Here is a 14,075-nt window from a genome sequence, read left to right as displayed (position 1 = left end):
TCTATTCTCTCACACGCTTCTTCCCGCAAGATGCCGTATCTACTGTGAGCTATCAGCCAGCTGTCAGTTGAGACCGCCCTCTTTTTCTCTGAGCTTCCGCGCGAGAATCTCAGCAATTGCTAACCGGTCTGGCTTACCCGTAGAGAGCGCCGGCAGCTGACCCACCTGCTCAATCACCTTGGGAGCGGCAGGCCTACCCAGAGCGAGGCTAACGTGCTCGGCGAGTTCTGCCGCCGGCGGCGCCGTCCTCCCCTTCTTCAGCGTGATCATGGCGGCCACCGCCTGCCCCCAGCGCGGGTGGGGCACCCCGGTGACTATTGCTTCTTTGACGGCGGGGTGCTCCTCGAGTCGCTCCACGATTTTGCGGGCGGAGACCTTGATGCCGCCGGTAATGAGGACGTCGTCGGCGCGGCCCTCAACGGTCAGGACGCCGCCGCTGAAGCTCCCGCGGTCATCGGTGCGGTACCAGCGGGTTCCGGCGGGGTCGGTGAAGAAGCTGGCGGCTGTGCGTTCGCTGTCGTTGAGGTAGCCCTGCGCCAGGGGAGTGCCACCGAGCCAGATACGACCGATTCTCTGGGAGTCGGGGTCTTGGATTTTTACCGCCACGGTGTTCAGGGGCTGGCTGTTGTAGACACAGCCCCCGGCGGTTTCGGCGGAGCCGTAGGTGGTTACGGTTTTAATCTTGAGGTCCTCAGCTGTTCTGAGCAGCTCCTTGCTGGCAGGGGCACCACCGAGCAGAATCGCGGTGAAACTTTGCAGGACCGAGACTGTTTCCGGCAGTTTATCTGCCGCCTCGAGCAGCTGGTGCAGCTGGGTGGGCACCAGGGAGAGCATAGTTTTGGGGGAGGAAAGTTTGGCGGCCGTTTCGAGAAAATCTTCGGGGGTAAAACTCTGGTGGTGGGCGACCGAGTTTGTGATCGCAGGTCTTGTTCCTGCCAGCGCTGATCTGGCGATAACCTGGGCACCGGCTACATAATGCAGGGGCAGCGCTAGTAGCCACTGGGCACCGTGGGAGTCGGTGAAATCTGCGGTGGCCTCCCCTGATGACCTGAGTGCCTCTGCACTGAGTACTGTCTGCTTGGGTTTGCCCGTGGAGCCTGAGGTAGTGACGACGAGCGCCGCCTCATCTTGCGGCGCGGAGCCCGTGTGTGCGGGGTGGCTGGCTCTTTCAAAAGCTCTGCTGAAACTATCTAGCATGGCCTGCGGATTAGCCTCGATTTTTTCCCCGACTATCACGGTGGTACTAGCAAGCTGGGTGGGGGCCTGGGCAGGGGAAAGAGCTGAGAAATCCATAGCTTCTCTATTTTAGCGCTGGGGTGAGGTAGCAAGCGGCAACGCTGCTGGAACCAGATGCCGAACTACACGTTAGGCGCCGAGCCACCAGTAACGTGCTGGTGGCTCGGCGCCTTTCTGGTGTTTCAGTCTACCCTTCGGGCTAGACCGGGCTTACGCCGTCCGGCGAAATCACAAATCCGTTTCCGTTGGGGTTGATACAGCGAATCGAATCGGTGGTTTCAGGTTGGCAGGAGACCGCTTGGAAATTGATGGTGGTGCCAACATCCAGGGGCTTGGCGTAGAGCATAGCCAGGGTGGGGTCGTTTCTGAACCCCTCCGAGGGCACTGCTGCTGACTCGGCGTCCATGCTTACCTTCCAGGTGGGGCCGTATTCGTGGCCGCGCTGGAGGGTTTCGCACTCCACCAGTGCTCCGCCGTTGACGGAGCAGGCAAAAACGCTACTTCCGCCGGCAATATTGAACGCGTAGGAGAAAGCGGTTCCTCCTTCTGCTGTGAAGTACTCTTCGGTGTTAGCTACCGGGCCAGGCAAAACATCCATGCCGGTGCGCAATTCAAAGTGTTCACCCTGCTCACCCTTGCACACAGCGTAGGTGCCGGTATCCCGGCTTTGCTGGCTAGACTCCTGGCAGGTGTAGGTATTTTGAATCAGCTCTGTGGCGCCTGATAGGCCACCCACGTGGCCGGTCATCAGCGGCTCAAATTCGTTCATGACCCCAAGCGCTGTATCGCAAGAAACAGGGCCACCAAAAACGAAAACGGTGTTTGAGCCCTCGGTGCTACCGCACTTGGTTCCCGGAGCCGCAACCTCGGCTGCACTTTCTTCACTGGAAGCGCTTGTGGTCGGAGCTGTTTGGACCGGGGACGACGCCGCCGGGCTAGGTTGCTCGGGGCTGGTTTGCGCCGGGCTGGTTTCTTCTGAGACGGTCACTTCCGGTGACTCGCTAGCTACCACGGTGCTGGGCTGCGGGGAGTCTGTTCCGGAACTTTCTACTTGATTGCTACTGCAGGCGGTGAGTGAAAATAACAGGCAAATCCCTGCAGAGAACAATGACTTTCTGATTTTCATGGGACACCTCACTACATTGGGAGATGCCCCTCAGTCTAACAATTTTCCCCTTGTCAAACCACCAGCAACTAACTGGTGGTTCGGCGAAAAACTGGTGTCTCAGCGGCTGATCTAGCTGCCTCAAGAAACTCTCTGTAGAAGACAACCAACCCCAAAAGTTGCAGTTTTGGTTCTTAAAACCTCTGAATAAGAACCAAAACTGCAACTTTTGGATTATGGGACCACTCTGTAGAAAAGAGTGGTTTCTAGCATGCTGGCTGACTTTCAATTAATAGGCAAGCGGCGACTCAATGAAGACGAGCTAACCGCACGGCCTGCCATAATCGCCGAGTGGCCATTTTTATACCGAAAATAGAAGAAAAACGGTACAAAAGTGGCCTCTCGGGAAAGCTTGGTGGTGGTAAGGTACAAGCTTCTTCTTGCCAGGCCGTCTAAAGTACAAGCGGGATCTCGCTAATGCCTTTGGTTGACCGACAGGGAATTTAGGTGTATCGAGAGCCTGTTTCAGCGCAAAATTCAGGAATGCCCCATGTTTCCCATAGCGCAGGTGCTGGCATTTTGGACGGTAGAGGGCTGAGGTTAGCTGCTGGACCTAGCCTGTGGAGCTGGTTGTCTTGTGTTTGTTGGGGTGCGGGGTGTTGCGGACACACTTTTCTGCCTATAACCCCAGAAGCGGGCCCTGCCTCACGAAAGCTAAATGAGAAAATCTGCCCCAATTTTCTCAATAAGGCTCTTATTGAGAAAATTGGGGTATATTATTCTCAATAAGCCCCTTCAGAAAAGTTGGTTTCCTATGAGTACGTCTTGGCCAAAGCTCACCTATGCGGAGCATCAGTGGGTTCACCGTGACCCGCTAGCGTCACATAGATCGCAGCTGAGAAACCGGGGAAGCTTCAAAGCAGCTGTTGCGCCCAGCATTTCCACCCAGGAAATTTCTGTACCAACTGACATTATGCGGTTGGTTTCTGAAGCAACCACCCGGATGACTCGATTTGACCAGGAATTCTCGCAGCTGTATCATTTTCCTTTCGCTGCGGTTTTGCTCCGCGGAGAGTCAGCTACCAGCTCTCAGATTGAGAATCTAACAGTCAATGCTCGTAAACTTTCTTTAGCGTCACTGGGTGCTGAGGTAGGTGGCAATGCGGAGCTGGTAGCCCGAAATGTGACAGCTATGCGGGCCGCTATTGACCTGGCTGAAAAACTTGATGCCACCGCAATTTTGACCATGCATCGAGAGCTGACCCAGGGGTTTCAGTCTGACGCCGGGAAGTTTCGACAGGAATGGGTATGGATTGGCGGGGAATCGCCGGTAACGGCCCACTATGTTGGCCCGAGTTGGGAGCAGGTTCCAGCGCTCATTGATGATTTGGTAGCTTTTGTAGCTCGGCGCGATATCGACCCAACTCTGCAGGCCGCTATTGCCCACGCGCAGTTTGAGACGATTCACCCTTTTACCGATGGCAACGGTAGAACGGGGCGTGCTCTGGTGTCTTCAATTCTGCGGGCACGCGGAGTGACCCATAACGTCACTGTGCCTATTTCAAGCGGTCTTCTCCACGATATTTCCCATTATATTGATGCGTTAACTGCCTATCGTCAGGGGGATTTGCTCCCTCTTCTTGAGTGTTTTGTTGAGTCGGTAGATGCGGCCCTTGAGAACGCGCGCTTGCTTGCCGCTGATTTGGAAAGGGTTGAGAGCGAGATCTTGGCAACGCGGTCTCGCGTAACTCAGTCAGTTCGACTTCTGGCTCAATTTGTCTGCTCTGAGCCAGCTTTCACAGCAAGTATGTTGGAGCAGCATGCGGGGGTCTCAAAGGCTACCGCCTATCGTCTTGTCGATTCTTTGACCCAGTCTGGACTGTTGCGGATAGAGAAGAAGGTTAGCGGGCAAAAGGTGTGGTCCTGCCCTGCGGTTTTAGCGGCTTTGGATGCTTTTGCGCAGAGGGCAGGACGCCGAGACTTCAACAGGTGATGATGCGGTGAGGAGCCGTTATTTCTTCTCACCACCCCATTTCATCTTAGTGTTATGTGTCACAAGAAGGTCTATTGTGTAGATATGACTACATTTACTCACCAAGGTACCCATGGCGAGCTGTTCGCCCGTATGGAAGCACCAGTTTCACCCCGCTACCTCGTTTTGCTTGCTCATGGCTACGGAGAACATATTGGTCGCTATGAGGAACTCTTCGAAAAAATTACCCAGCACGGTGGCGCTATCTACGCTCAAGACCATCAAGGTCATGGTAAATCTGAAGGTGAGAGGGCCTACGTAGCTGATTTCGAATCTGTGGTGGAAGACCTGCATAAGCTGTACCAGCGAGCAGCCTCAGAATATCCGCAACTACCGGTCTTCCTCATTGGCCATTCTATGGGCGGTATGATTGCTGCGCGATACACCCAGCTTTACGGAACTGAACTAACGGCTACCGTGCTCTCTGGCCCGCTTCTTGAAGGCTCACCCCTGCTCGATTTTCTCCTTGAAAACGACGACGCCCGTACCGCTCCCATTGATAGTATGGCGCTCAGTCGAGACCCGGAGGTGGGCGAAGTCTACAAAGCAGACCCTCTGGTTTGGCAGGGTGAGTGGAAAATCCCCATGCTTCAGTCTCTCAAGTCAGAGTTGGAATTAATCAAGGTTGGTGGCAGGCTTGAAACTCCAACTATGTGGCTTGTCGGCGGAGAAGATCCGCTGTGCCCGCCGTCCGTGACCGAACCGGTGTGGGAAAAGATCAAACCGGTTGATTCTCGGCAAAAGGTTTATCCCGGCGCACGTCATGAAATCTTCAACGAAACTAACCGGGCAGAGGTATTTGAGGATGTGCTCACCTTCATTGTCTCGTACCTTTGAAACAAAGCTTTGATCCACCAGTTTTTTTGTTGAACCATCAGCAACTAACTAGTGGCTCAGCGGCTGACTTAACGGCCTGCCATAATCGCCGAGTGGCCATTTTTATACCGAAAATCCCAGAAAAACGGTACAAAAGTGGCCACTCGAGGAAGCTCGGTGGCGGCAAGTTATAGGTTTCTTCTTGCCAGGCTGGCGTAGGTACACCAACAGGAACCTATGTGTACCGAGAGCCTACCCTAGAAGTAGTAGGGGTAGTCCTCCCAGTTGGGGTCGCGCTTCTGCAAGAAAGCATCGCGGCCCTCCACCGCTTCGTCCGTCATATAGGCCATGCGGGTAGCCTCACCGGCAAAGACCTGCTGACCCACCATGCCGTCGTCCGGCAGATTGAAAGCAAACTTGAGCATGCGGATAGCCTGCGGCGACTGGCGGGCAATATGGGCGGCGTACTCCAGCCCCTTCTTTTCTAGCTCAGCGTGGGGAACCACGTCATTGACCGCGCCCATTTCGTACATCCGCTGAGCGTCATACTCCTTAGCCAGGAAGAAAATCTCGCGGGCAAACTTCTGACCCACCTGCCGGGCCAGCAGAGCTGAACCGTAGCCGGCGTCAAAGGAGCCCACGGTGGCATCGGTCTGCTTGAACTTGCCGTACTCTTCAGAGGCAATGGTCAGATCCGCAACCACGTGCAGGGAGTGGCCTCCGCCGGCTGCCCAGCCCGAGACCAAGGCAATAACCACCTTGGGCATGGTGCGAATCAGGCGCTGCACCTCGAGGATGTGCAGGCGGCCCGCGCGGGCGGGGTCAATGGTTTCGGCGGTCTCGCCGTCGGCGTAGTGGTAGCCGTCGCGGCCGCGAATCCGCTGGTCGCCTCCGGAGCAGAAGGCCCAGCCGCCGTCCTTGGGGGAGGGGCCGTTACCGGTCAGTAGCACGGTTCCAACATCGGAGGTCATGCGGGCGTGATCCAGGGCCCGATAGAGCTCATCGACGGTGCCGGGGCGGAAAGCGTTGCGCACCTCGGGGCGGTCAAAGGCAATGCGCACGGTAGGTAAATCGCGCACAATTTCTCCGGCTTCATTGCGTTCCACCTGGCGGTGGTAAGTGATGTCGGTGAAGTCTTCGAATCCTTCGACCACGCGCCAGGAATTGGGGTCAAAAATGTCAGAAACTTTTTCGGGGAGTTCAATGCTCATGATTCTAAGTGTACTTGGGTAGAGATGGCTGTGGCCCCTGGAGCAAGAGAAGTCTTGTTCCAAGGGCCACAGCCTTATCTTCAGAGAAGAATCGAAAACCTAGGCTTTCAGGGTCGCCTGCATCTGATCGAATTCAGCGTCAATCTCCGCATTGGGCTTGTAGGTTGCCAGGGAGACCAGCACAGCCAGAACCAGGTTCACCACAAAGCCGGGGATAATCTCGTAGAGCATACCCGAGAGGGTCTCGGAGTTACCCCAGACAAAGACGGTGATGGTCGCGGCAACCAAGCCCACGATAGCGCCCCAGTTGGTGAGCTTGCGCCAGAAGAGGGAGAGCAGCACCAGCGGGCCAAAAGCAGCACCAAAACCGGCCCAGGCGAAGCCCACCAGGTCAAGCACCGAAGAGTCGGGGTTCCAGGCCAAGAGGGCGGCAATAATAGCGACCACCAAAACGCCAGCGCGACCGAGCCAGAGACCGTGCCAGTCCTGTAGCTTCTTTTCGGTTATTACGCCGTAGAGGTCTTCTGCCAGGGCTGAAGAGCAGACAATGAGCTGAGACGAGAGGGTAGACATAATCGCTGCCAGCACCGCTGCCAGAACGAAACCGGAAATTAGCGGGTGCAGCAGGGTCTGCGAGAGGTCGAGGAAGACCGTCTCGGCGGCGTCCTTATCAGTAAGCACCGCATCGGGGTTCTTGGCAAAGAAAGCCACGCCGATGAGACCGGCAGAGCAGGCACCGAGAACGGTCAGAACCATCCAGCCGATGCCGATGCGGCGGCCGGTGGTGGCATCTTTGTGGGAGCGCAGCGCCATGAAGCGGGTGATGATGTGGGGCTGGCCGAAGTAGCCCAGACCCCAGGCTGCTGAGGAAATAATGCCCGCGAAAGTTGTTCCGGCAAACAAGGACATAGCGGTGGGGTTGATCTCAACAATGGTGTTGTAGGCCTCTACGGGGCCGCCCACATAGAAGAAAGCGATGACGGGCAGAACAATCAGCGCTGCCAGCATGAGCAGACCCTGCACCATATCGGTGTAGGAAGCACCCAGGAATCCGCCGAAGAGAGTGTAGAGAACGGTCACGCCGGCAACCAGCAACATGCCCCAGTGGAATTCCAGACCGAAGGAGGACTGGAAGAACTTGCCGCCAGCCACCATGCCGGAGGAGGCGTAGAAAGTGAAGAAAATCAGGGTAATGACCGAGGTGAGAATGCGCAACAGGCGGGTGTTATCGCGCAGACGGTTGTGGAAGAAAACCGGAACGGTCACTGAGTTGCGCGATACTTCGGTGTAAACGCGAAGGCGAGGGGCAACGACTTTCCAGTTGACCCAGGCGCCGATGGTGAGACCGATGGCCAACCAGGCTTCTGCTAGGCCCACCATGTAGAGAGCGCCGGGAAGACCCATGAGCAGCCAGCCGGACATATCCGATGCTCCCGCAGAGAGAGCTGCGGTGGTGGGGGATAAGCGGCGGCCACCGAGCACGTAGTCTTCAAGGTTCTCATTCTGGCGCTTAGCCCACAGGCCGATGGCAATCATTGCCAGAAGGTAGATTGCCAGGGCTATGAGCTGCCATGCTGATGCGTTCATGAAGCCTCATTCCAATAGAAAAAATATGTGACTGCCGTAATAATAGCGCTATGACCTTTACTCTGTGCTGTGAAACATAAAGATTTCGCGCGAAAACGGTTAGTTTTAGTAAATGATACAGGTTACTTTTTCTGGTTTTCTTCGGACTTTGGATGATGAGGACGCCGCTGCTGCGGCTTGATAGCGGGCAGCTGGCCGGTCTTGGTAGAGACAATGGCATCGAGAACAGCGGTGTGGACGGGAATTTTGAGGCCCGACCGGTTGGTCTGCCAGACCAGAACCGCTCCGGAAACAGCGATGAGCAAAATGCCAAGGTAAGCGGGCAGGGGCAGAACCTCACCGAGGAGAACGGTGCCAATCAGCGCGCCGATTACCGGGTCTAGGCTGAAGAGCACGCCAATTACCGCTGCCGAGGTGAGTCTGCCCGCTATGCCGTCTGCGGAATATGCCAGTGCCACGCCAAAGGCGCCCGCCAACAGAACCCGAATCCAGGCATCAGTGTGCAGGTGGGGGATAGCTGGTACAGAGAAGGGTGCCAGCAACAGGGCTGAGATGGTGATGGAGAGGGTGAGTCCCTTGAGTCCCTCTACCGCGGGGGAGCCGTGACCCATGCGGGCAGAGAGCAGGGTGTAGCCGCCCATGCACAGGGCACTGAGGGCACCGAAGAGGTAGCCGATAGCGTGGGAATTTTCGAAGGTGGGCCCGGCAATGAGAATTACACCCACCAGAGCACCGATAGAGAGCAGACCGTCTCGCCAGCGGCGCACGCCCAATAGAGAAACACCAAAGGCGCCAAGGAACTCGATGGTCACAGCAATGCCCAGGGGAATGTATTTGACCGCGCCAAAATAGCCGATGGTCATGAGCGTAACCACCACTCCGTAGAGTACAACCTGGGGCCAGTCGCTTCTAAGCAGACGGGAGGGGCGGGGCCGCACTAAAAGAAGCAAGATGACTGCCGCACTTGCCATGCGCAAGCCCGCAATCGAGATAGGCGAAAACTCTGTGAAAAGGGTAGAAACCACCGCCGTGGAGGTTTGGATTCCTAAAGAACCCAGTATGACAAACAGTAGCGCGGTGGTTCCCCTGTGCTGGGCGGGTACTTTATCGGCAATGGTCGCAACAGAGAATTTAGCCAATACAGCAGGTTCCTTCCATGAGCGGGTCGAGTACGGTCCAGGGATTTAGGGAAATATTCTCGGGTGAGAATACAGTCAGCATTTCAGCGGCGTTTTCGGGGAGGTGGAAATCATCATTGGTCTTCACCGGAGCAAGCGGTATAGAAGCAGAAATCATGCGCACAACATCTTCCCTGCTCAAGCCCGCCGCCAGCAGCTGCGCCAGGGTCACCGCGCCGTCCCGCTTAGCCAGGCGGGCGCCGTCCTTATTCAGCGCCAGCGGAACGTGCACGTAGCGGGGCGCCTCCCAGCCCAGCAGGTTGGCCAGGTAGGCCTGGCGGGGAGCCGAGGGGAGCAGGTCATCGCCGCGCACCACCTGGGTGACTCCCTGAAAGTGGTCATCGACCACCACCGCCAGGTTATAGGCAAAGACGCCGTCGGTGCGACGGAGCACAAAGTCGTCTACCTCGGCGGTGTATTCGCCGGCAAAGCGGTCAAGAACGGTATAGGTAGCCACCTCTGATTTCAAACGCAGAGCGGGGTTGCGCTGGGTGCGTTTTTCCGCGCGTTCTTCCTCGGTGAGGTTGCGGCAGGTACCCGGGTAGGCGCCGGGGGCACCGTGGGGAGCAGAGGACGCCGCCTGAATCTCCCTACGTGTGCAGAAGCACTCATAGACCAGGCTCTTCTCTTGAAGCTGGCTCAAGGCTTCTTCGTAGGCGGCAGTGCGGGTGCTCTGATAGAGAACCTCGGGCTCCCAATCGATGCCCAGAGCCGCCAGATCTCGCAGCTGAGACTCGGCGGCGCCCTCGCGTACCCGGTCTAAATCCTCCACCCGCATCTTCAGCACACCGCCGGCTGAACGTGCAAAAAGCCAGGCAAAGAGGGCGGTGCGCAGGTTGCCCAGGTGCAGGTCTCCCGAGGGCGACGGCGCGTAGCGGCCCACCGTCTCAGCTTCGGCTGAGACAGTGCGGGCACGGGGTGAAGAGGAGGAAGAAGTAGTCACCCTCCCATGCTAACCCCTGGAAAATTCGGGGTAAATCCTGGGAGGATGCCCCTGTGAAAATAACCGCACCTCACACCCTGAGAGTGAAATATATGCTTTTCTGCAATTTAGTCGAGTACCTTTAACATATGGCACGTACTAATGAAATCTCAGACGGTGTGTATCTGATTAGCACCGATAACTATCGTCTGAACTCCGGCCTAATCGTAGGTAAAGAACGGGCGATGGTCGTAGATACCGGAGCTGGCCCCCGCCAGGGAGCCGAAATTCTGCGCGCGGTTCGCCGTATTACCGAACTTCCTCTGGTGGTGGTGACCACCCATGCCCATTTTGATCGGTTTATGGGCAACGCAGTCTTTGAAGCAGATGGAGCCACAGACTTTTGGGCTCATGCTCGGGCGGCTCGCGCTATTGAAAAATACGGTGATTTGCAGCGCAACTACCTGGAAACTCTTGAGCCCGAGATGGCTCACGCCGAAGGGCCTAACACCCACCTGGTGGTGCCGAATAAGCACCTGCCCGGCGACGGCACCCGGGCCTCCTTTACCCGGGTCGAACTTGGCGAACGCGCGGTAACCCTCTTCTACCTGGGGCTGGCGCACACTGACTCCGACGTGTTGGTGGGGGTTGACGACGTCCTCTTCACCGGCGATTTGCTCGAGCAGGGTTCCGACCCCGCTTTTGACGATTCCTACCCCGAGCTGTGGGTCTCTACCCTGCACGATTTGGCTGGGCTTGACCGCTACCGGGTGTTTGTTCCTGGCCACGGAGTTCCGGTGGAACGTTCCTTTATCACTAAGATGGCGGGAACTATGCAGGATGCCATTGACCGAATCCGTGCTTCTGCCCTGAATACCACTGCTGGCCCTACCACAGCCGCCATGTATAAGCTGCCCTACTCGGGTGGCTCCACCCGCATTCTGCTTGACCGACTGAAGTGGTTGGAGAAGCAGGAAGAAGAGGGCAAGGGTCCCTCGCACATGCGCTTCCAGGAAGAGCCAACCGGCTTGACCGGCCCCATTACCTTAGGTAAGCAGCTCTAAAGAGAGATAAAAACCGCCAGCCCGGGTCAAATAACTGACCCGGGCTGGTTTCTTTAAGAGCAGATCTTTAGTAGGTCCAGATTTTTGTGTAGGCAGACCGCACCTTGTTTTGTGGCCTCAGCAGGGCAATCTGAAGTGAGGTGGTAAAGGCGGTGACGGAGAGAATCATGCAGGTTGCCGCCAGCAGCGCCCCGCCGGGAATAGGGTCAAAGTAGGTCACTGCGTAGAGCGCCACGGTGCAGAAGCCTAAGAAGAAACCAGCAATCGAGAGCAGGGGTACCAGAATCAGCCCGGAATAGCGGGTATTACTCATATCGAGCTCTTCGGAGCGCATAAAGCGCAGTACACCCAGCCCCAGCACAGTCCAGAAGGTCGTGAGCAGAATGGCTGAGACAACATCGACGGGGCGGTGCCAGGCGTTGACCATGGTGGAAAAACCGGCGGCCAGAGCAAAGAGGGCGCCCAGCACGGCGACGGTGGGACGGAGTTTCTTGGGTGAGGCCAAGAAGAGGGCAGCTCCTGCTCCCGCCGCGAAGGCGGTGTGGCCCGAGGGGGCCGAATTCATCAGGGCCTCTTGCACCCCGTAGTCAGGTTTAGTGAGAAGAAAGTGCTTAATGAGCTGGGTTGAACCGTTGGCGCAGAGGGCCACCAGTAGGCCAATCACAGCCGGAACAAAGCGGTGCTTCCAGATGAGAACAAAGAGCAGACCCACCAGGGCAAGAATTCCGGCGGTGGCTGGAATAAGGTTGAGCAGGCTGGTGGTCTGGGTCTGAATGCGTAAGAACTGGTAGGAGAACTCGTTGAAGGAGTCTTCATCGAGCTGCTGGCCAATGGCGGTCTGGGTGAAGAAATACAGGGAGAGAACGAAGAGTCCGCCCAGAAGAATCAGAGCCAGAAGGTGCTGAAGAATAACCCAGGTGGTGGGCCGGGTTCTGCGCCGGTGGTCAGCGAGGGGAGCCTCCTGCCCGGGCTGCGCTAATGGGGGAGCCGCTACGGCAGGCTGTGGCGTAGCACCGGATGAAGATACCGGAAGCAGACGAGTCTTCTGCGTATCTTCGTGCGATGTGTAAGGCTGATTCTCGAGGTTTCTGTTCATAGAACTAGAGAGAACTACCTTTCCTTTTCCGCTGCGGTAGTGCTTGCTGACACTGTTTTCTCCCCTATTGTGCCAGGTTCACTTGTGGGTTTCCTGGGAGTCTGCAGTGGATGAACCTGGGGAATTCACCACAGGCAGGGGCTCGGGAGTAGATTTGTTTTTATGACTATGGTTGAGCTTCCTGCTGTTTTTGAGGGTAAAGAACTTCCTGACCTGGGCGAAATCTTGGAAAATGTGCGTGTGGTGTCTCTTCCCATGCGGGTGAAATTCCGCGGGGTGACCTTTCGCGAAACCGCTCTGATTCAGGGCCCTGCGGGCTGGGGCGAATTCGCCCCATTTTTAGAGTACGGCCCCGCTGAGGCTTCGGCCTGGTTGGCAGGTGCGCTGGAGGCCGCCTGGCTTGGCTACCCTGAGCCCCTGCGAGATTCTATTGCGCTCAATGCCACGGTTCCGGCGGTAGCGCCCGAGCAGGTGGAACAGGTGCTGAGCAACTACCGCGGGGAGATCCGCGAGGTCAAGATTAAGGTGGCGGAGGCGGGGCAGACTCTTGAGGACGACGTCGCCCGGGTCGCCGCCGTTGCGGCGGCGGCCCCCGATGCTCGACTGAAGATTGACGCCAACCAGGGCTGGAACCACGAGCAGGCCCTCGAAGCCCTCACTCGGCTGGAAGAGTTTGACCTGCTCTACGCCGAGCAGCCCGTGGCCTCGGTTGAGGGGCTGGCCCGACTACGGGAGGCCCTGCGACAGCGCGGTATTTCGACCCCGATTGCCGCCGACGAGTCGGTGCGCAAGGCTGAAGACCCGCTACGGGTGGCTGAACTGGGGGCCGCCGATGTGCTCATCGTCAAAGCTGCACCGCTGGGAGGAGTGCGGCGGGCCCTGGCAATCGTTGAAAAATCGGGGCTACCCGCTGTGGTCTCCTCTGCCCTGGAATCGTCGGTGGGGATTAGAACCGGTGCTGCCCTGGCGGCGTCCCTGCCGGAGCTACCCTTTGGCTGCGGGCTGGGAACTGTTTCACTGATGAAGGCCGATACGGTACAGGACTCTCTGGTGGCTGAAAACGGCTACCTGCCGCTGCGGGACGTCACGCCTGATTCGGTGCTTCTAGAGAACCTGGCGGTCAGCGCAGAGCGCCTGCACTGGTGGAGGGAAAGAATCAAGAAAGCCTATGAGCAACTCAAGTAGCCCACTAGCCAGCCCGAGCGCGCTGGTCAACCTCCCTTAAACGCACGCTCCGCGATTCCGCTCACTCCTGAGTACTCGCAAGCTCGCACCCGTGTCGCTTCATCCCGATGCCAGTTGACCCGCGCGCTTGGGCTGACTGGCGGTAGCAAAGTTTCTTTATTTGGTTTTTCTTCATCTTCTATTTAGCCGGATTCTCCGTCTCGGTAAGGCTGACCAGCCACGATGGTTTCTGTAAGGAACGGAAGAGCTTTCCCGACTTCCGTAATAAATACAGTCAATCTCAGAAGCAAGGCGCGACATACCTGTGGGCACTTGTCCCCAAAAGTGCCGGAGTGTAATCTTGATTTCACGAATAAAACTTTCTGCTGAAAATAAGTTGTGCAGAAAGGCTCCGGATGAATCCTCTGCACCATCTCCTGATACGCAAGAGGTTCCCCACTCAACGCGCGCCAGAGAGGTACCCCATGTTCCTGTTCCAGTCAGCTTCCCAGAACTCAACTGTTCAGTCCATCAGCAGCAAGGCTGTTCAGGGTTTCAAGCAGATTTTTATGACTCCCGAGCTCACCGAAGAGGAGCGTTGGGATCTGTTCTTTGATTACTCGGCGGTAACTTCTCGCTAATTTGGTCAGGGCGCTAGCCGGTG

At 57.0% G+C, this 14,075-nt stretch carries 12 protein-coding genes; 5 read left to right on the top strand and 7 right to left on the bottom strand.

Going from position 1 to position 14,075, the window contains the following annotated elements; translation table 11 throughout:
* Nucleotides 1-63 precede the first annotated feature (63 nt).
* The gene (locus IEV00_RS04965; protein ID WP_188359172.1) at nt 64-1,293 is read right to left on the bottom strand and encodes an AMP-binding protein; all 1,230 of its coding nucleotides are present in this window, start codon (nt 1,291-1,293) and stop codon (nt 64-66) included.
* A gap of 142 nt (nt 1,294-1,435) precedes the next feature.
* Nucleotides 1,436-2,224 (bottom strand): hypothetical protein, encoded by a 789-nt coding sequence (locus IEV00_RS04960; protein WP_188359171.1) that lies wholly within the window; start codon nt 2,222-2,224, stop codon nt 1,436-1,438.
* A gap of 1,120 nt (nt 2,225-3,344) precedes the next feature.
* On the opposite strand from IEV00_RS04960, the gene IEV00_RS04955 reads away from it, so the two are divergent.
* Together IEV00_RS04955 and IEV00_RS04950 are read left to right on the top strand one after the other, a co-directional pair.
* Entirely contained in the window at nt 3,345-4,334 is a 990-nt protein-coding gene (locus tag IEV00_RS04955; protein WP_229723064.1) for a Fic family protein, read from the top strand.
* A gap of 84 nt (nt 4,335-4,418) precedes the next feature.
* A complete protein-coding gene (locus IEV00_RS04950; RefSeq protein ID WP_229723063.1) occupies nt 4,419-5,210 on the top strand; it encodes an alpha/beta hydrolase in 792 nt (263 codons plus the stop codon).
* A 236-nt stretch (nt 5,211-5,446) separates the two neighbouring features.
* Here IEV00_RS04950 and IEV00_RS04945 read toward each other — a convergent pair whose 3' ends face one another.
* From IEV00_RS04945 to gluQRS, 4 genes are all read right to left on the bottom strand, one after another.
* Nucleotides 5,447-6,400 carry a 1,4-dihydroxy-2-naphthoyl-CoA synthase gene (locus tag IEV00_RS04945; RefSeq protein ID WP_188359169.1) on the bottom strand — a complete coding sequence of 318 codons (954 nt, stop codon included), beginning with the start codon at nt 6,398-6,400 and terminating at the stop codon, nt 5,447-5,449.
* A gap of 99 nt (nt 6,401-6,499) precedes the next feature.
* The gene (gene putP, locus IEV00_RS04940) at nt 6,500-7,987 is read right to left on the bottom strand and encodes a sodium/proline symporter PutP (RefSeq protein WP_188359168.1); all 1,488 of its coding nucleotides are present in this window, start codon (nt 7,985-7,987) and stop codon (nt 6,500-6,502) included.
* Between the two features lie 122 nt (nt 7,988-8,109).
* Nucleotides 8,110-9,126, bottom strand: a complete 1,017-nt coding sequence (locus IEV00_RS04935) for an EamA family transporter (protein WP_188359167.1) — start codon at nt 9,124-9,126, stop codon at nt 8,110-8,112.
* Nucleotides 9,119-10,108 (bottom strand): tRNA glutamyl-Q(34) synthetase GluQRS, encoded by a 990-nt coding sequence (gluQRS, locus tag IEV00_RS04930; RefSeq protein WP_188359166.1) that lies wholly within the window; start codon nt 10,106-10,108, stop codon nt 9,119-9,121. The genes IEV00_RS04935 and gluQRS overlap by 8 nt, the downstream gene beginning before the upstream one ends.
* 128 nt (nt 10,109-10,236) lie before the next feature.
* On the opposite strand from gluQRS, the gene IEV00_RS04925 reads away from it, so the two are divergent.
* Nucleotides 10,237-11,151: an MBL fold metallo-hydrolase gene (locus IEV00_RS04925; protein ID WP_188359165.1), complete on the top strand. Its 915-nt coding sequence runs from the start codon at nt 10,237-10,239 to the stop codon at nt 11,149-11,151.
* Nucleotides 11,152-11,218: 67 nt separating this feature from the next.
* Here IEV00_RS04925 and IEV00_RS04920 read toward each other — a convergent pair whose 3' ends face one another.
* A complete protein-coding gene (locus IEV00_RS04920) occupies nt 11,219-12,247 on the bottom strand; it encodes a phosphatase PAP2 family protein (RefSeq protein WP_188359164.1) in 1,029 nt (342 codons plus the stop codon).
* A 162-nt stretch (nt 12,248-12,409) separates the two neighbouring features.
* Between IEV00_RS04920 and IEV00_RS04915 the strand changes: the two genes are divergently transcribed.
* Both IEV00_RS04915 and IEV00_RS04910 read left to right on the top strand, forming a co-directional pair.
* Nucleotides 12,410-13,432 (top strand): o-succinylbenzoate synthase, encoded by a 1,023-nt coding sequence (locus IEV00_RS04915; protein ID WP_229723062.1) that lies wholly within the window; start codon nt 12,410-12,412, stop codon nt 13,430-13,432.
* A 464-nt stretch (nt 13,433-13,896) separates the two neighbouring features.
* A complete protein-coding gene (locus tag IEV00_RS04910; RefSeq protein WP_188359163.1) occupies nt 13,897-14,052 on the top strand; it encodes a hypothetical protein in 156 nt (51 codons plus the stop codon).
* Nucleotides 14,053-14,075 lie beyond the last annotated feature (23 nt).

The sequence above is a fragment of the Rothia aerolata genome (assembly GCF_014635585.1).
GTDB lineage: Bacteria > Actinomycetota > Actinomycetes > Actinomycetales > Micrococcaceae > Rothia > Rothia aerolata.
Note: the sequence above shows the minus strand (reverse complement) of the source record. Positions and strands in the feature narration are given on the sequence as shown.

What these genes read in the sequence shown, in the direction of transcription:
- IEV00_RS04965 (WP_188359172.1), bottom strand. Translation starts at nt 1,293, where the DNA reads ATGGATTTCTCAGCTCTTTCCCCTGCCCAGGCCCCCACCCAGCTTGCT.
- IEV00_RS04955 (WP_229723064.1), top strand. Translation starts at nt 3,345, where the DNA reads ATGACTCGATTTGACCAGGAATTCTCGCAGCTGTATCATTTTCCTTTC.
- IEV00_RS04950 (WP_229723063.1), top strand. Translation starts at nt 4,419, where the DNA reads ATGACTACATTTACTCACCAAGGTACCCATGGCGAGCTGTTCGCCCGT.
- IEV00_RS04945 (WP_188359169.1), bottom strand. Translation starts at nt 6,400, where the DNA reads ATGAGCATTGAACTCCCCGAAAAAGTTTCTGACATTTTTGACCCCAAT.
- putP (WP_188359168.1), bottom strand. Translation starts at nt 7,987, where the DNA reads ATGAACGCATCAGCATGGCAGCTCATAGCCCTGGCAATCTACCTTCTG.
- IEV00_RS04925 (WP_188359165.1), top strand. Translation starts at nt 10,237, where the DNA reads ATGGCACGTACTAATGAAATCTCAGACGGTGTGTATCTGATTAGCACC.
- IEV00_RS04920 (WP_188359164.1), bottom strand. Translation starts at nt 12,247, where the DNA reads ATGAACAGAAACCTCGAGAATCAGCCTTACACATCGCACGAAGATACG.
- IEV00_RS04915 (WP_229723062.1), top strand. Translation starts at nt 12,410, where the DNA reads ATGACTATGGTTGAGCTTCCTGCTGTTTTTGAGGGTAAAGAACTTCCT.
- IEV00_RS04910 (WP_188359163.1), top strand. Translation starts at nt 13,897, where the DNA reads ATGTTCCTGTTCCAGTCAGCTTCCCAGAACTCAACTGTTCAGTCCATC.